Here is a 16,847-nt window from a genome sequence, read left to right as displayed (position 1 = left end):
TCTTATCCCCTGGCTGCAAATCATTCAAGCGAAAGTGCTTTCATCTCATGAGGTTGGGCTCATGATTTCTACTAAAAATCCACCAGTCTCTACCTTACAACTTCATTTTAAGCTGGAAGAACAGCTGGTAGCCAAGGATACTGTATCAGCGGTTAATGCCATTGTGTTGGCTCATAAAATGTCCGTTTAACTGCAATGACTTCGACCTCAATCTGGATTGGCAGCTTCGTTGCGCTAACGGGCAGTATAGTTCCAATATGTGCTAAAATTAAATAACAAAATAGTTTAGCTAAGTATCTTTCCTGAGGTGATACAGAACAATGAGCTTTATGAGGTAAAAACAAAAGAGGATATTCTTCACTTTGTAGCTTCCTTAAAGAGTGATTTGGATACTAATAAAAATGAGTGGGAAAACCCGAATTTGGAATCATTTTTAGAGGGGATGAAGGCTTGGCTTGAGGATACAGGGGCTAGTCTTGAACCAGATTGGAGTACTTTCGCAATTATCCTCTCTGCCGGAAGATCCTATGAGTGACTATTATATAGTAGCTCCAATTTTAAACTAATTGGAAACGATAGTTGAACATCGAAAGGGCTGCCATGTAGTAGCTCTTCATTAAGATAACGGGCAGGTTAGTTATACTTGTCATTTACCTTAAGTAATAGTACTTTTATGTGGTAAGTTGAAGTTGCGTGTCATACAGAAGTAAATCTATTTAAAGTTTTTGAAATACACTAGCATTTTTTTGTGACATAAAAATATTTAATGGGGGATTGAAATGAAAATTGTTTTTAGAAATTTCGATAATTCTTATTATGATAAAGTTTGTGAATTTCTGATTGAATTATCAAAGGATGACCGTAAACATATAAATTGGAATTGGGCAAGGTGGGAATGGATGTTTTTTCATCCTGACTTTAATAGTGACTTAATGGATAAGATTGGCTTGTGGTATTGTAATGATGAGTTAGTAGGTATAGCAATCTATGACCATTATTTCGGCGAGGCCTTCGTTGCAACAAAGCAAGGGTTTGTAGAATTAGAAAAAGAAATATTAGAATATGCCATTGCTACTTTTAGTAATGAAGATGGCCTTGGGATTGCGGCGAATGATACGGATACTCATACTCTAGACTTATTACGTAGAAGGAAATTTGTGAAGAATGATCAATCTGAAAATGTACTTGAACTTGAACTTGAGAATGTTAGCCTTGATTACATAACTCCTAAAGGCATAACAGTGAAAAATCTCAATATAAAAAATGATCTATATAAGCATCAGAAATTACTATGGAAGGCATTTGACCATGAAGGACATGTGCCTGTTGATGAAATAACTATTCATAAGCAAAAAAAAATGCTGTCAGCAACGAATTTGAATTCATTTCTACATATTGTTGCAGAAAATGAAGACGGGGAATATATTGCATACTGCGGCTTATGGTATAGTCAGAAAACTGATTATGCTTATGTTGAACCTGTATGTACGATTCCAGAGTACCGGCATAAAGGACTTGGTAAAGCGGTGGTTTTAGAAGCCTTAAAAAGAAGCTGTTCCTTAGGTGCTAAGAAAGCATACGTTATTTCTGATAATTCTTTTTATAAGTCCTTAGGCTTTCATCAGCATTCACATTATACTTTCTATTGGCATAGCATCTAATATTCCAATCTTGAATTTAAGGTTGTTCATACATTTTATTTTTAGTTTAGCTTAAATAGATTTGTGTCACCCGACCATGTTTTATAGCTTGAATATCAGATGGAAAGGTAGTCGGGCGATCAGTTGCCTTTTCTCAACTAACGGGTAACTATAGCTTATTTTTGTACTTGCATATGATGGAGGAAATATTCTGTATATAAGAGGTATCCATTCCCTTCGCCCCCTCTGTCCAAAAAATAGAAAACCCGATCGAGAAGATCGGGTTTTTTGTCTCAACACTATGCATGATAGCTCTTTAATGCTGAGTTGAGAAACAATATCCGTGTAAATTAAACAAACTTCCGACTCGTCTTCTTCCCATCACAGCTGAACACGATCTTTTTATCTTCAACAAATGTCTCCAGGTGCACATTTTTGCCCCAAAGCTGAACGACATGAGGCAGTGTACGCTCCACATACTTCAGATCCAATTCCATACCCTCATACTCGTGGATTAAATAAAGCTCACCCACACGATTAAAATCTCCATCCTTGACCATCAAGCTAGGAAACCCACCGTTCACTTTTGAATAAACAAGCTGATCGCGAATTTTCTCCCACGACTTATCGGTAATTTTCCATTCAGGACCTTTTTTCTCGAAAATGTATAGATCAAGATCATTAACCAGATCCTTCGTCAGGTAGTTGCGGATGAATGAAATATCGGAATCGAGCTCGCGTACCTCGAACATTTTTTCCCTGCCCTTGCCAGGGACGCGTCCGAAGCGTGCTTGTTCTTCCTTCGTTGGGTTATCGAATCGACGCTCGATATCCTCGAATATTTTTAAACCTAAATAATAGGGATTCAAGGTATGCCGGGATGGCTGCACGACAGAGGAGTTTAGCTTAGCGAACTCAATCGTTTCATCGCTAGTCAAATCAAGCTCGCGAATAATTCGCTGATGCCAGTAGGAGGCCCAGCCTTCGTTCATAATCTTGGTCTCGATTTGCGGCCAGAAATAGAGCATCTCATCGCGAAGCATAGATAGAATGTCGCGCTGCCAATCCTCCAGAGTAGGGGAGTACTCCTCAATGAACCATACGAGATCTTTTTCTGGCCGTGGCGGAAAACGTTTGGCGTCAGCGGCCTGTGATTGAGCGGCTGATGCGGCGGCAGCTGTTCGATCCGGGTCTAGATTCCACAAGTCATCATAAGAGGAGGAAGGGATATTCCACTCCGAGCGCTCACTGTCCTTTTGCACCATTTCGATATAACGTTTCTTATCTAATTGATAGGGCTTTATTAGCGTCGGATCGACATGCTCTTGAATGGCGAGTATTGCATCGATAAACTTTTCGACTGCTTCTGTTCCATGATCCATTTCATATTGATGAATGCGATCCGCTGTAGCAGACATGCTCTCAACCATATTGCGATTGGTAACACTAAAGCGAGCATTGTTTTTGAAAAAGTCACAGTGAGCGAGCACATGGGCAACGATGAGTTTATTCTGGATTAAAGAATTTCCTTCAAGTAGAAATGCGTAGCAGGGGTTGGAGTTAATTACAAGCTCGTAAATCTTACTTAAGCCGAAGTCATATTGGAGTTTCATTTTATGGAAAGTTTTATCAAATAACAATAAATATGAAGAAAATGTGATAAGTTTTTGAGACCGATAGAGATGGGTATTGCTAATTCTACCGCAAATGCCTAAACCCAAAACACAATCGCTAACGACCTGTTCCGTTAATGAATGTCAAGTCTAATTCATTCGTAAATTACAACAAAACTAAGCCCATATCTTGCTAAACCTCGAATGTAAAATAAAAAGAAAACCCCTTTGACTAACAAAGGGGGAAAGTATTTATGCTCGATCACGGTCACGATCAGTTGCTCGGCTTCTCATACCTGCTAGTCCAAGAAGACCTAAAAGACCAAGCCAACCCCAATTTGAACCACGATTATAATCAAAAAAAACGACTTCATGAGATCGGAGTTTTCCATGGTGGATATGGAGGCGAGGGGGCGATAACTCTTATTTATCCTGGTTACTTGTAATATCTATTTTTTAGCTGTATTACGAACGTAAGTTCTGATATAATGTACAATAAATTGAAGTCGAAAGGAAGCAGCTATGAACGCTATAGAAGCCATAATTCAGAATTTAAATGAGATTCGACGCAGAAGCATGATTATTTGGGGAAGTATTCCGCATGAGTTTTTGGACTGGAGGCCTGATTCAGAAGCAATGAGCATAAAAGAGATGATTCGCCATGTCCTGGATAGTGAACATTATTACCATCTTGCCTTGTTGAATGAAGGAAGTCTAACCGCTTATGAATCCCCTTATGAGGCTCGTACTTTTACAACGCTCAAAGAGGAACTCATCTTTTCAGAAACCTATCGGAATGAATTTATGAATACAGTAAAATCCTATACACAAGAGGATTTAACAAGAATCCAGATTGATAGAAAAGACGTAGGCTACATTCGATCATTAGGCGACATGCTTTTAAGAATTGCATACCATGAAGCAGTCCATTCAGGCCAACTTTTAGATTATTTAAGAGTAGCCGGATTAAAACGGCCAAAGGTATGGGATTGAAGTTTACATTTTTCTCTTAAATTTATTTGGCGAAGGCAGTATACTAAAATTAGGCATGCTAAAGAACCTTCACAGTAAGTGAAGTGCCTACATCGGAAAAACACATATGGAAAACCGATGATGCTGGTCAAGATTCCATATAGTGGACAGAATCGGAGCCAAATTGTTTAGTTTTCTTTGCCGACGCTTATTGTTGTAAAAGTGTATATATTCTTCAATTCAGCTTTGTTCTTCTACTGATCGTATATCATAAGGGTAGAGCGCTACTGTCTTCAAATGCGACTAGAAGCTCTCCCTTGAGGCATTGTCGTAAAAATTGCCCCGCTTGGACATGCTGATTTGGGCGCCAACCTTTGGTAGTATGTCATGGTAACCGTAGGATGTGTACTGGCTCTGATCGCTGTGAAAGATCAGCCCAGTCACGTCATTTTCCTTCTCAAAGACCTTAGAGAACGTCTGTAGAACAAGTTGCTTGTCATTGTGATGACTGGTTTGGTAAGCGATCCTGCTTATTCTTATCTGTGTTCAGTCGCTTCAAGTATGCATAGAATCCACTTCGGGATAAGTCCCGGTTCATTTACACTAGCTATTGCGTCACAAGGACGTATAGCGGGGAGTGTTGTATCCCCCCTGGCCTTCACCTACTGCCCTAATTGAAAGGGTTAAATTTAATGAATCAACATAACGATTACTTGTTGAATTGAATCCTTTTTTAGACCCATATACTCAGGTTCTGAATCTTTCCCGTGTACGGGTTTGATAACATAAACTGACGTAAGTCTTTAAAAGAAGTATGGGGAAGCAGCGGCAGATTAGGACGAATCTATCATCCTAGTAAGCTGCTGCTTTTTTTCGCATTTTAAGTGTTCTATGCCCTTAATTATATCTTATCGAGCACAGTGGCACAGGATTTTTTACTTCAAGGTCCATAATAAAGTCGAAAGTTAAGGAGAATTATGTGGCACATTCTGAAGATTTTGTTAAGTAGCAAAATTATCATAGAAATCAACTTTTTATTCAAGACGTTGATTCCAAGTAAATTTAGTATCTTTTTAGGAGCTACTATAACCAGGTAAAGAATATCATCTATGGTTACTGGGTGACTGGATGTACTGCTGCGGTTTTGCTGATCCGGACGGTCATTGGTGGTACGCGTTTTATATGGACTTGAGCAAAATGCTGCAAGGCTGAAAACCCAATTCGCCATTTCGTGACGATGTATCTCCAGTTAGCTTACATTGAATTGTCATCTCTTTCATATCCTTCATCCTCAAGCGATTCTAGGAATCGGGCGATCCATCCAGATTCACATTATCATTAATAAAGCAAAATTCAAGGGGACCCTTTTGAGCCCAATTTTTTATCTTTTTCCATACCACTTGGATCAGTGATATACGCGAGATACCCAATTCCTGACATACTCATTTTCGGAACTACAATTGCTCATCCGTTATATGTATCTACTTCTAAGTAATCGTCAATTGAACTTCAATAAAATTCACCGTTTTACTCACACACTCGTAGGCAGAAAAGTTATAGTTTGATTCACACAGTTTAACATAAGGTACAACCATTTGTTCATATGATGAAAAATGAATAAACAATCTGGAATTTCAAACCAATTGATAGCTTGGCGAGTTGTAAAACGATAAATAGGGTTACTGGCCCGACGCTTTCACTATAAAAGCGGGGGAAGGTAACGAGACGGGAATGGGGTAACGGGATGAACGATTCCGCCAAATCGCCATCCGTCGTATTTGACGACGTTTCGTTCCGCTATTTGGATCACGGCAACTGGATAGTAAAGGATTTCAAATTCAGCATTAATCCGGGTGAATGGGTATCCATCGTGGGAGGAAACGGTTCGGGAAAATCGACCTTGGTCAAGTTAATGAATGGCTTATTGAAACCAAGTCTGGGAAAGGTGCTTGTTTTCGGTGAAAATATCGGTCCGGGTAATGTTCAAAAGATCCGTCAGCTGGTTGGAGTTGTTTTCCAAAACCCTGAAGAACAGATGGTCGGCAGTACTGTCGAAGAGGATATCGCGTTTGGTTTGCAAAACTTAAGATTCACGCGAGATGAGATGATTTCAAGAGTAGATCGGATACTGAGATTGCTGCAATTGGTAGAGCTGCGGAACCGGTCCGTTCGGACCTTGTCCGGCGGGCAAAAGCAATTGGTTACGATCGCAGGCATACTCGTCATGCATCCACAAGTTATCATTTTCGATGAAGCTGCATCCATGTTAGATCCGCAAAATGCCGGTAAATTGCATGACGTTATGTCCGACCTTCATCGAATGGGATTCACCATCATCCAGGTAACGCATGATCCGGAAGACATCTTGAGGGCGGATCGCGTCCTGGTACTAAATCATGGACGTCTTACTTTTGATGGAGACGTCCTCACTTTAATGAAGCAATCCTTTATTCTCGAAGAGGCTCAGACACTTCCGCCGTTTCTGGTTCGTTTCAATAAAGCGCTTCGCAGTAAAGGTATGGATCTGCCCGTATACTGTGGATCAGAAAAGGAATTGGCCAAATCCATATGGGAATCAATTTCAGCAAAGTAAGCTATGCGCATGCCAAAAAATCACCTATGGCGCATAAAGCGGTGAACGATATAACCTTTTCTTTACCGGATGGACAATTTGTCGCAGTCATGGGACCTTCCGGGTCAGGCAAATCCACTTTGGGGCAACTGGCTGCTGGTTTAATACATCCGGATACGGGAACCGTAAATGTGGATCATATCCCGACGAACAACAGAAATAGCCGTTCCGATTTCTTGAACAAAGTCACTTACGTATCCCAATACCCGGACCATCAGTTAATTGAAGAAACGGTATTTCGGGATATTCGCTATGGGCTTCGCAGGATGAACTATAATGATCAAGAAATAACGGTAAAAGTGAAAGAAGCGATGGAAAATGTGGGCTTAAGCTTTGAACTATATAAGGATCGCTTCCCTTTTCAGCTTAGCGGCGGAGAAAAGAAACGTGTTGTATTGGCAGGGGCCTTGATCCTAGAGCCAAAGATCCTTATATTAGATGAGCCGACGGTAGGACTGGATCCATTGACCCGTGTGAAGTTTCTAGCTTTGCTGACCTTACTTCAACGAACACGCCTTATGACCATAATCTTCATTACACATAATCTTCAGGATGCTTTAGAACATGCAGACCGTCTGGTCATTTTAAATCACGGACAATTGATCTATGATTTGAAAATAACCGAAATTCGGCGTGCTCTTGAGGACCCCGATATTCCTTTATCTTCAATACCGTTACTACGTTTAAAAGAGGAGCTTGAATCCTTTTTCCGAGGGAAAATCGATCCGGAACTTATTCAAGAAAACAAGCTTCTCACCTTCATAACCGACCGACTCATGTGTACATAGGTGGTGGACAATGAACAGCTTAGGCCCTTTATCCGCCCTCCAATATGTACCCGGCAATTCCTTACTGCACAGGCTTGATCCCCGTTCTAAATACGGGTTTGTTGTTAGTTATTCAATAAATCTTGCATCTTCCCATTCTTTAACAACGAGCTTGATCCATACGTTTATCGCCTTATTGTTGTTTTTGCTTTCCAAGCTTCACCTTCTTACAGTATGGAAAAATATTCAAGGGCTTGTCATCGTCCTGTTGATATTGAATTACTTTCAATTCCGGTTACATGGAATAGAAGCAGCCGCGCTGCTGACGTTGAAGATGCTTTCTTTTTTTCTGTTGATGACGCTGATGTTATCTACTACGCCGCCGGAAAAACAAATGGAGGGGCTGCAAAAGTTATTGTCTCCTTTGCGACGCCTGGGAGTTAAGACAGAATCGTTTGTGTTTATGTTCACCATAGCTGTTATCTATCTTCCGCTTCTCTTGGAGGATCTTATGCGAATCATGCAAGCACAGAATGCCCGCGGACCGCAACCCGGTAGATGGAATTTACTGGCTAGGGGCAAAGATATGCTTTTACTTTTGACCCCCTTACTTTTCATAATCTTCAGACGAGCCGAACGGTTGTCGGAGGCTATGGAGTCCCGCTGTTATTACCCCGGATGCGACCGAACCGCTTTTTATCAATTGAAGTTAGGCAAGCACGATTTTATCGTGCTGCTCCTGGCCCTTCTGCTTGCGTTTGTTCCTCTATACTCCGAATGGCCAAAATAAGGAGGGCCTTTGAATAATGCATGGACCATTTATAAAATATTGGACTCAACCGCTGCCGCAAATAGAGTACGGGTCACCATTAGTCAGTGTTGGCGCAAATCAAACCAAATTAATAGTGACCATAGCCTTTTTAAGTGCCCTAACCGCATTATTCCAATCTGCGGGAGGTTTTTTACCAGGAGTGGGATACTTGATCAGCCCACTTTCTACCGCCCCGATTGTTTTCGCGACCCTCATTTCATTTCGCTCGGGACTTACTGCCTATGCATTGAGCAACTTGTTATTGTTCCTCATTCAACCAAGCGAGTTAATCGTCTTTCCTTTTACAACGGGATTGCTTGGGATGGCACTCGGCATCTTCATTGCTCTCTCCAAAAATCGTATTCAGGTTATCTTTATTTCTGCAAGTGCATTATGGGCTGGAATTACACTTGTGTTATATGCCTTCCGCTTTCCTTTGCTAGGACCGTCGGTCGCCACGAGCTTTCGAATTGACATAACCGTATATGTATTTCTTTTTAGTCTGCTTTATAGCGGAATGTGGACGGAAATCAGCCTCCGGTTAATAGCGAAACTAAGAAAATCCGTGTAAGGGATAAAAGGAAACAACTAGAAGGGGAGTAGAGTGATTTGGCTAAAGTAAAGGTTAGTTTACGGCCCATTGTTAGTAGGCTAAATATGCCCACCGTTTTGAAAACAACTATACTCCCAGGTGACTCTATTGAAAGATTATTTATTGCAACCCAGGTAGGAGAGATCTTTTGCGTAGGAAACGGAGATATAAGGACTTTTTTAGATATTCGCTCGCGAATCATAAAGCTAGGTGGATCTAGTGGTGGATATGATGAGCGGGGATTACTAGGGCTAGCATTTCATCCCGAATTTTATTATAACGGTCTGTTTTATCTTCATTATTCAGTAGCTGGAACGCAAGGTCCAGGTGCTCTTCCAGGTGCTCCTGAATCTTTTAAGCCTACCCCGTGTGATCCCAGTACCTTAAACTTAAAGTGGATAAATAGAGAAGCGCAATATGATCATATTGATACAGTAGAAGAATGGATTTTACAGTCGAATGGTCAATCCCAAAAACGACGGACATTACTTAACTTAAGAAGACCATTTTTAAATCATAATGGTGTCAATAGCTTGAATTTTTCACCTGAAACAGGAAAGCTTGTTTTTACAACAGGGGATGGCGGATCAGGATATGACCCATTTAATTTAAGTCAGGACATAATGGAAATTTTCGGAAAAATAATTGAAATTGATATAGTCAAGAATACATTTATCTATAATTCGCCAGTAGTCACACGTTTTAATGAACTTCCCGTATCAATTCAGGAAACGCTTACGGTAATTGCCAAAGGGGTTCGCAATATACCAGGCATTTCATTTCAAAAACATTATAGTCAGTATATCAAATATGTAGGAAATGTCGGACAGGATTTGGTGGAGTCAATATTTTCATTCGTTCATTACAAACCAATACCGGTTACTCAGCTTACTCATTCTTTTTTAATGAATTCAGAACCTGACCAAGAAGGTTTGATTAACTTTGGCTGGCGAGGGTGGGAAGGTGCTTTTCCTACTTCGTTTATAAAGGGCTGCCCTGAAAATCAGACTTTGGAAGAGAAAACAATTGCTTATTACAATGAAACGGTAGAAACTTCAGCGAGGCGTCTTCAACCTTTAATCAGTTATTTTCATAAAGATACTAGACCCGATAAGTTTGGAGGAACTGCTCTTACTGGAGTCCAGCCATATATGGGAAATGAAATCCCCGAGTTAATGGGAAGCGTCCTGTTTACCGATCTAGCAAGGAAAGAACAATCTGGGCCTCCGATTAGAGGGGTTTTAGCTTTTACAAGGGTAAGAACAGATTGTAAGCAAAATGATTTTAGTGTTATTGAAACCGATTATAATTTTGGATCTCAATCTGCTTATTATGTTAGTTTGGGAACGAATCTGAATCAAACCAAACTATATTTAGGAGTATTTGGATCTATGAAAGTGGCTGATTTTAATCAAGGTACTGTTTTTGAAATTGTTCCATATGGCTAATGGGTGCGTAGATTCAAGAAAGATTAACGAAATTTACAGTTTTCTGATCAGGTTCCGTATTACCAACTTCATAATTTAAAGGTGACTTGCCATTTCTTTTTGTGATTTCTCAAAACCTATTCAGCAGCTATGAACGCTATAGAAGCCATAATTCAGAATTTAAATGAGATTCGACGCAGAAGCATGATTATTTGGGGAAGCATTCCGCATGAGTTTTTGAACTGGAGACCGGATTCATAAGCAATGAACATAAAAGAGATGATCCGCCATGTCCTGGATAGTGAACATTATTACCATCTTGCTTTGTTGAATGAAGAATGTCTAACCGCTTATGAATCCCCTTATGAAGCTCGTACTTTTACAACGCTCAAAGAGGAACTCAACTTTTCAGAACCCTATCGGAATGAATTTATGAATACAGTAAAATCCTATACACAAGAGGATCTAACAAGAATATAGATTGATAGAAAAGACGTAGGCTACATTCGATCATAAGGCGACATGCTTTTGAGAATTGCATCAAAGCTCTCTTCCTTCACTAATAATACGAAAATCCAGTTTAGGAACTTGTTCACATACGCAATTAATCCTCTATGCAAATGAAAAATGGATCAACCAGAAAGAACTGGTTGATCTCATAATACGAACGGTTAGGATAAGACGTTGGAGACAAGTTCACTCTTTCCCTCATGATGACATTAGGCTATTTTGGGTGTCAAGGGGATTATCAAAACTATACAAATGATTTCAAGATATTATGTTCTGGCCAGTGATTTACTCCATAATTTTTTATTCCGAATGACATCACATTTTGTGAATTGAGAAGCTAATTACTTTTGTACAACACAATAATAGGATGCTCCTAAAAAGACCCACTGACAAGTGTAGCATAGTGTGAAAAAACCATTAATTGTAATAATCATCTTAAGGCATTAGGTTGGTCCTATGTTATAATCTGCGATATTTGCCTCTTTTTGTAGAGTGTAGTCGCAAAAACTGTTATTAAGCTTAATGATTACTTATCCAATGAAAGCAACCGCCTGTTGCTCTGCGTAAAGAAGGCGTTCCCTGACATGGACGACCTCACCGATAATAATTAGAGCTGGGTTAATCAATTTCATAGATAAAGCGATTGTATGAATATCCGCGAGTGTTCCAATAATTGTACGCTGGTTAGCGAGCGTGCCTCGTTCGATAATTGCCACCGGGGTTTTAGCTGATTTTCCATGTTTCAGCAATTCTTCTCTAATGAATGGCAACTGGCTTACGCCCATATAAATGGCAAGTGTATCGACGCTATGAGCAAGTAAATCCCAGCGGATTGGTGATTTGTCGCCGTGGCATCGACTGCCGGTCACACAAGCGAAGGAAGCTGCATAATCGCGATGGGTGACCGGTATACCAGCAGCAGCGGCAGCGCCGATAGCAGATGTAATTCCTGGAATGATCTCGTAATGAATTCCCCTTACTGCAAGCTCCAACGCTTCTTCACCGCCTCGTCCGAAAACAAACGGATCTCCGCCTTTTAGGCGGACGACCCTTTTACCTTCCAATGCGTATTCGATTAGTTTCTCGTTAATGAGATGCTGTGGCATCGCATGAATGCCAGGCGATTTGCCGCAAAAGATTAGTTCTGCATCAGGATGTGCGTATTCAAGTAATTTTTCATTTACAAGCCGATCGTACAATATAATATCGGCTATCTGTATACGGCGCGTTGCTTTGACAGTAATAAGCTCGGGATCACCAGGGCCTGCTCCGACAATATAGACGATTCCATTTGTAGTTTTCTTCATTTGATGCTTCTTTCCGAAGCGGCCGCAACCTCTATTTCTGATGATTCCGTATGACGCTTCGTTACTGCAGCAGAGCTTTTTTTTCGATGAGAAAGATATAGAAGAATACCAGTAAACACAGCACCGCCTATAAAGTTGCCGACCAATACCGGAATTTGATTCCAAAGCCACCAGTCTGCCATCGATACGTCAGCACCAAGCATCATGCCTGCTGGGATCACAAACATATTGACGACCGCATGCTCGAAGCCTTGTGCAAAAAAGGTTAATATAGGCAGCCACATTGCAAGTATTTTTCCTCCAGTAGATTTAGATGTCATCGCCATGACTACGCCAAGTGTCACCATCCAATTGCATAGCACAGCCTTAATGGTTACAAGAATGATACCGTCAAAGCCCATCTTCTGGTAGCCAAGAGTTTTTGTCTCGCTAAGCTGAATAAGCATTTGTGCTAACGGGTTGCTGATATCAGTGTCCATCTTCGTTATAGTCATCCCATAGAGGATAGCGTATAATCCACAACCGATTAAATGGCCTAAGATAACCCAACCATAATTAGCTATCATGCGGGAGATCGTTGTTTTACGTTCAAGGATCGATAATGGAATGAGTGCAAACGTGCCAGTTACGAGCTCAAGACCTAATAAAACGATAATGACAAAGCCGACTGGGAAAATAATTGCACCAGTGAGTCCGACAGTGGTCTGGGTAACAGCCGTGAAGGCAAGTGTTGTTGCAAAGGAAAGAATCGCTCCCGCGAGAAAACCGCGAACGACCATTTGTAAGGCGCTTAGGTTTGCCTTTGTTGTTCCGGCATCAATCATAGCATCCAGTACTTCGGTAGGCTTTACATACGACATACACCACTCCACCTTATATCTTTATATAAATAGAGCCGCTTATGTGGTCGATTTCTGTTTCAAAGGTTCTAATGCAACCGTTATCCGGCTCTAGCACACTGCCGCTCCTTAGATCAATCTTCCAATCATGAAGCGGACAATGGATGGTTGAACCACATACCATACCCTCAGATAGCAAACCGCCTTTATGAGGGCAGCTGTTTTCTACGGCGAGTACACTTCCGTCTGATAGGCGGAACATCGCAATATCGATATCTTTTATTTTAATTCTGCGTGAGCCTTTCATATCAATATCAGAAAGGTTAGCTGCCAATAGCTTCGTTGTCATAGGTATACCCCTCCTATATTTGTACCGGCTGTGCGCCAGGCAACTGCTCGAAATTTTTACGTAAGTCTTCATTCTCGACGATTTGTTTCCAAGGGTCAGTCGTTAAGCTGAGAGTTTTCTCTATGCGGCCCACAAGGGCGAGTCGATCTTCACGGTTCTCGAGCGCTTTCTTAATCGGAGTAAGGCCTATACGTTCCACCCATTGTGCGGTACGCTCATTCCATGTCGCGTTTTCACGGTAATATTGTAAAAATGCAGATGACCATTCCATAACCTCATCCTCGGTTTTTACAATGCAGAGAAGGTCAGTAGCTCTTACCTTTACGCCGCCGTTACCAGCGATATGAATTTCCCAGCCTCCTTCGATTGCCACAATACCGACGTCCTTGATTGTAGCCTCTGCACAGTTGCGGGGACAGCCGGATACCGCAAGCTTCACTTTGGCAGGCGCCGTCAAACGCTCAAACGCTTTCTCCAACTGTATGCCCATACTCATAGCATCTTGTGTGCCAAATCGGCAAAAGGTTGATCCGACGCAGGTCTTCACGGTACGCAGCGTCTTGCCGTAAGCGTGACCGGATGGCATATCTAGCTCTTCCCATATTTTCGGGAGATCCTCTTTTTTGACACCAAGTAGATCGAGCCTTTGTCCACCGGTGAATTTAACTAATGGAACTTCAAACTTCTCAGCGACCTCGGCAATTTTCTTAAGGTCAGCTGGTGATGTTACACCGCCGTAAATACGCGGTACGACCGAATATGTGCCATCCTTCTGAATGTTCGCATGGTAGCGTTCATTTGTGAATCGTGATTCCTTCTCATCAACATATTCTTCGGGATATAACATGCCTAGGTAATAGTTTAGTGCTGGACGGCACTTCGTGCAGCCTTCCGGATTATGCCATTCAAGCACATTCATAACTTCCTTGGTACTCATCAGACGCATCCGAGTTATTTCTGAAACAATTTCGTCACGGCTCAGCGTTGTACAGCCACATATACCCTCTTTTACCGGTTCGCCAATTGCATCGCCACCGTATAGGCTAAGGAGTCCTTCAACTAAAGGCTTACAACCGCCGCAAGAAGCGGAAGCTTTCGTACAGGCTTTAATGGCGCCTATGGTATTGCAGCCTTTTGTTGTAATTGCTTCGGCTATCGTCCCTTTTGCAACACCGTTACAGCCACAGATGATTTCATCATCTGCCATGGCTTCAAGCCTGTTATTACCCGAGGACTGACCTAGCAGGTCAGACGATATACCGAGCAACAGCTCCTTCTCGCGTCCTGCGACAGATTCTCTCTTCTTAATAGAAGCAAACAATTCCGCGCCATCCGATATGTCACCGAAGAGTACTGTTCCGATCAGCATTCCGTCTTGAATGATAATTTTCTTATACGTACCTGCCAAATCGTCTTGAATTTTTAGCGCGCGTGTACCAGGAGCATCACTGAAACGTCCTGCTGAGAACACATCAACGCCTGATACCTTGAGCTTGGTGGATGTGACTGATCCCGAATAGCCTGTCGTTTCGATGTTTGCCAAATGCTTGGCTATTACAGCCCCTTGCTCGTAAAGCGGAGCTACCAAGCCATAGGTAATGCCGCGATGCTCTGCGCATTCCCCAACAGCGTAAATACCAGGAATATTGGTTTGCATAAAATCATTGACTATGATGCCGCGATTAACATCAATCCCGCTGGCTCTAGCCAGCTCGATGTTTGGCCTGATGCCTACTGCCATAACCACCAAATCTCCATCAACCTCTGTGCCATCGGTAAAGGTTAGCCCGGAAGCACGTCGTTTACCCTTAATTGAAGCAGTATTTTTCTGCAAAAGAAACTTCATGCCTTGTGCTTCTAGCTCACGTTGCAGCATTTTAGATGCTGCTTCATCCAATTGTCGTTCCATTAAGTAGGGATGAATATGAACGACGTTTACTTCCATTCCTAAATGAAGAAGTCCTCGAGCGGCTTCAAGCCCAAGCAATCCGCCGCCGATCACGACTGCTTTCCTATAATTTTTGGATGCATCGATCATCATTTCACAATCATTAATGTCGCGGAATGCGATAACACCTTCCTTGTCAGCACCAGGTAGCGGTAGCATAAACGGATTGGAGCCAGTTGCGATAATGAGCTCATCGTAATCCACTTCTATGCCTAAATGAGAGGTAATCTTTTTGCGCTCTGAATCAATGTTTGTAACCTTGTGCCCCGTATGCAGCGTAATGTTATTTTCTTTGTACCATTCCCAGCCATTAATAATGATTTCCTTCATATCTGCTCCTCCTGCTAGGACCGAGGATAACATGATGCGGTTGTAGTTGGGATGAGGCTCGGAACCGAAAATCGTAATGTCGTAATTCTCTGGGGAAAGCTTGAGAAGATGCTCAATTGTTCTAACCCCCGCCATGCCGTTGCCGATAAGTACTAATTTTTTTTTGGAAGAAACCATAGTCTTCCTCTCCTCTCAGTCGCTGTATGAGTGAAAATAACAAAAGCCTGCCTCACATTCATGGAAGAACATGCGTCTCCCTAGAATACGAAAGCAGGCTTCTTTGCCGCTTCAGACGAATACACCATTGTATTCGAGAATGTTTGGTTACTGATAGCGTAAATATACAATGACACAGCATTATATGTCAATATATATAACATACACTTCTTAAATTTCTGGTTATCGACAAAAAAGAGGTTTTCGTGTTATATATAGTAACAATGATATTGATTTGTGTTGATACCTTTAAGTCGAATAGGAGGGAGCGCTTCTATATGCGTTCTTTGTTAGTAGTAGAACGTCCACTAGCAGCGGGAGTAGAAGCAGTTTCTCGAAAGGAACAAATTCCCAAAGATCAGACGCCGAAATATAGGCTTACAGACTACGGTTACCATGTCATAAGCACAAATGACGCAAAAAAGGCAATTCAACAATTAAGCAGCGCAGAAGCAATTATTTTGCACTTGCCATTAAATGAGACCAAAGCTTGGAGTGAGGTTCTTCTAAAGCAGAGGGCATTACCCTTACTCTGGTGGTGCAGCACCCCAATAGCTTCTTTATCTACAGCCTTCTGCGAAGATGATGTATCGATTGATGGTCTCCTGACAGCTACGATGAGCGAGCAAGAGCTGCACTGGGCGCTTCATTTCGCTTCTAAACAATGCTTCGAGAGACAGCAATGGCAGAACGAACGTAAACAGCTGGAGAGTAGGCTCGAAGAACGTAAATGGATTGATATGGCAAAGGGGATTTTATGCAAAATCAAAAACATTTCCGAGGCGGAAGCGTACGACGTACTGCGCAAGCAAGCGATGAATGAACGGAAGCGAATGGTCGATGTGGCAACGTCTATTGTTAAGGTTTATCAAATACTACAGGATTCAAAATAAG

General features: G+C 41.7%; 16 protein-coding genes and 1 pseudogene. 10 read left to right on the top strand and 7 right to left on the bottom strand.

All coding sequences use genetic code 11. From position 1 onward, the window contains the following. The 3 genes and pseudogenes from AC1DPK_RS31450 to AC1DPK_RS31440 form a co-directional block, all read left to right on the top strand. A pseudogene (locus AC1DPK_RS31450) lies at positions 1 to 190 on the top strand (hypothetical protein); the annotation flags it as partial. A gap of 117 nt (positions 191 to 307) precedes the next feature. Beyond that, a complete protein-coding gene (locus AC1DPK_RS31445) occupies positions 308 to 535 on the top strand; it encodes a DUF7660 family protein (protein ID WP_441886713.1) in 228 nt (75 codons plus the stop codon). 244 nt (positions 536 to 779) lie between these two features. After that, complete coding sequence (locus AC1DPK_RS31440) at positions 780 to 1,661, top strand: GNAT family N-acetyltransferase (RefSeq protein ID WP_441886710.1); 882 nt, start codon at positions 780 to 782, stop codon at positions 1,659 to 1,661. A gap of 329 nt (positions 1,662 to 1,990) precedes the next feature. Here AC1DPK_RS31440 and AC1DPK_RS31435 read toward each other — a convergent pair whose 3' ends face one another. Together AC1DPK_RS31435 and AC1DPK_RS31430 are read right to left on the bottom strand one after the other, a co-directional pair. After that, a complete protein-coding gene (locus AC1DPK_RS31435; protein ID WP_441886707.1) occupies positions 1,991 to 3,361 on the bottom strand; it encodes a SpoVR family protein in 1,371 nt (456 codons plus the stop codon). Between the two features lie 144 nt (positions 3,362 to 3,505). After that, the gene (locus AC1DPK_RS31430) at positions 3,506 to 3,652 is read right to left on the bottom strand and encodes a WGxxGxxG family protein (protein ID WP_441886728.1); all 147 of its coding nucleotides are present in this window, start codon (positions 3,650 to 3,652) and stop codon (positions 3,506 to 3,508) included. Between the two features lie 123 nt (positions 3,653 to 3,775). On the opposite strand from AC1DPK_RS31430, the gene AC1DPK_RS31425 reads away from it, so the two are divergent. Beyond that, positions 3,776 to 4,246 carry a DinB family protein gene (locus AC1DPK_RS31425; RefSeq protein WP_339204137.1) on the top strand — a complete coding sequence of 157 codons (471 nt, stop codon included), beginning with the start codon at positions 3,776 to 3,778 and terminating at the stop codon, positions 4,244 to 4,246. Positions 4,247 to 4,528: 282 nt separating this feature from the next. Here the strand turns inward: AC1DPK_RS31425 and AC1DPK_RS31420 are convergent, their stop codons facing one another. After that, positions 4,529 to 4,750, bottom strand: coding sequence for a DDE-type integrase/transposase/recombinase (locus tag AC1DPK_RS31420; RefSeq protein ID WP_441886722.1), 222 nt, complete (start codon positions 4,748 to 4,750; stop codon positions 4,529 to 4,531). 1,219 nt (positions 4,751 to 5,969) lie between these two features. On the opposite strand from AC1DPK_RS31420, the gene AC1DPK_RS31415 reads away from it, so the two are divergent. Genes AC1DPK_RS31415 through AC1DPK_RS31395 form a run of 5 tightly spaced genes read left to right on the top strand, consistent with a single transcriptional unit; the run spans position 5,970 to position 10,475 of the window. Further along, positions 5,970 to 6,818, top strand: coding sequence for an ATP-binding cassette domain-containing protein (locus tag AC1DPK_RS31415; RefSeq protein WP_441886704.1), 849 nt, complete (start codon positions 5,970 to 5,972; stop codon positions 6,816 to 6,818). Beyond that, positions 6,794 to 7,645: an ATP-binding cassette domain-containing protein gene (locus AC1DPK_RS31410; protein WP_441886701.1), complete on the top strand. Its 852-nt coding sequence runs from the start codon at positions 6,794 to 6,796 to the stop codon at positions 7,643 to 7,645. The genes AC1DPK_RS31415 and AC1DPK_RS31410 overlap by 25 nt, the downstream gene beginning before the upstream one ends. Before the next feature lie 10 nt (positions 7,646 to 7,655). Next, entirely contained in the window at positions 7,656 to 8,414 is a 759-nt protein-coding gene (locus tag AC1DPK_RS31405; RefSeq protein ID WP_441886698.1) for an energy-coupling factor transporter transmembrane component T family protein, read from the top strand. A gap of 16 nt (positions 8,415 to 8,430) precedes the next feature. Beyond that, positions 8,431 to 9,006 carry a hypothetical protein gene (locus tag AC1DPK_RS31400; protein ID WP_441886695.1) on the top strand — a complete coding sequence of 192 codons (576 nt, stop codon included), beginning with the start codon at positions 8,431 to 8,433 and terminating at the stop codon, positions 9,004 to 9,006. Between the two features lie 38 nt (positions 9,007 to 9,044). Continuing rightward, positions 9,045 to 10,475 carry a PQQ-dependent sugar dehydrogenase gene (locus tag AC1DPK_RS31395; protein WP_441886692.1) on the top strand — a complete coding sequence of 477 codons (1,431 nt, stop codon included), beginning with the start codon at positions 9,045 to 9,047 and terminating at the stop codon, positions 10,473 to 10,475. A gap of 1,019 nt (positions 10,476 to 11,494) precedes the next feature. Here the strand turns inward: AC1DPK_RS31395 and cobA are convergent. Genes cobA through nirB form a run of 4 tightly spaced genes read right to left on the bottom strand, consistent with a single transcriptional unit; the run spans position 11,495 to position 15,914 of the window. Continuing rightward, positions 11,495 to 12,271 (bottom strand): uroporphyrinogen-III C-methyltransferase, encoded by a 777-nt coding sequence (gene cobA, locus AC1DPK_RS31390; RefSeq protein WP_441886689.1) that lies wholly within the window; start codon positions 12,269 to 12,271, stop codon positions 11,495 to 11,497. Further along, complete coding sequence (locus AC1DPK_RS31385; RefSeq protein ID WP_477512695.1) at positions 12,268 to 13,131, bottom strand: formate/nitrite transporter family protein; 864 nt, start codon at positions 13,129 to 13,131, stop codon at positions 12,268 to 12,270. Before AC1DPK_RS31385 ends, cobA begins: the two co-directional genes overlap by 4 nt. Positions 13,132 to 13,144: 13 nt before the next feature. Beyond that, positions 13,145 to 13,459 (bottom strand): nitrite reductase small subunit NirD, encoded by a 315-nt coding sequence (gene nirD / locus AC1DPK_RS31380; protein ID WP_477512694.1) that lies wholly within the window; start codon positions 13,457 to 13,459, stop codon positions 13,145 to 13,147. A 13-nt stretch (positions 13,460 to 13,472) separates the two neighbouring features. Next, on the bottom strand, positions 13,473 to 15,914 hold the full coding sequence (gene nirB, locus AC1DPK_RS31375; RefSeq protein ID WP_477512693.1) for a nitrite reductase large subunit NirB: 2,442 nt from the start codon (positions 15,912 to 15,914) through the stop codon (positions 13,473 to 13,475). 317 nt (positions 15,915 to 16,231) lie between these two features. Here nirB and AC1DPK_RS31370 point away from each other — a divergent pair, with 317 nt between their 5' ends. Further along, positions 16,232 to 16,846: an ANTAR domain-containing response regulator gene (locus tag AC1DPK_RS31370; protein WP_441886677.1), complete on the top strand. Its 615-nt coding sequence runs from the start codon at positions 16,232 to 16,234 to the stop codon at positions 16,844 to 16,846. The last annotated feature ends 1 nt before the right edge of the window (position 16,847 follow it).

It is taken from the genome of Paenibacillus sp. 01T424 (assembly GCF_056398745.1).
This window is presented reverse-complemented; position numbering and strand designations above follow the sequence as displayed.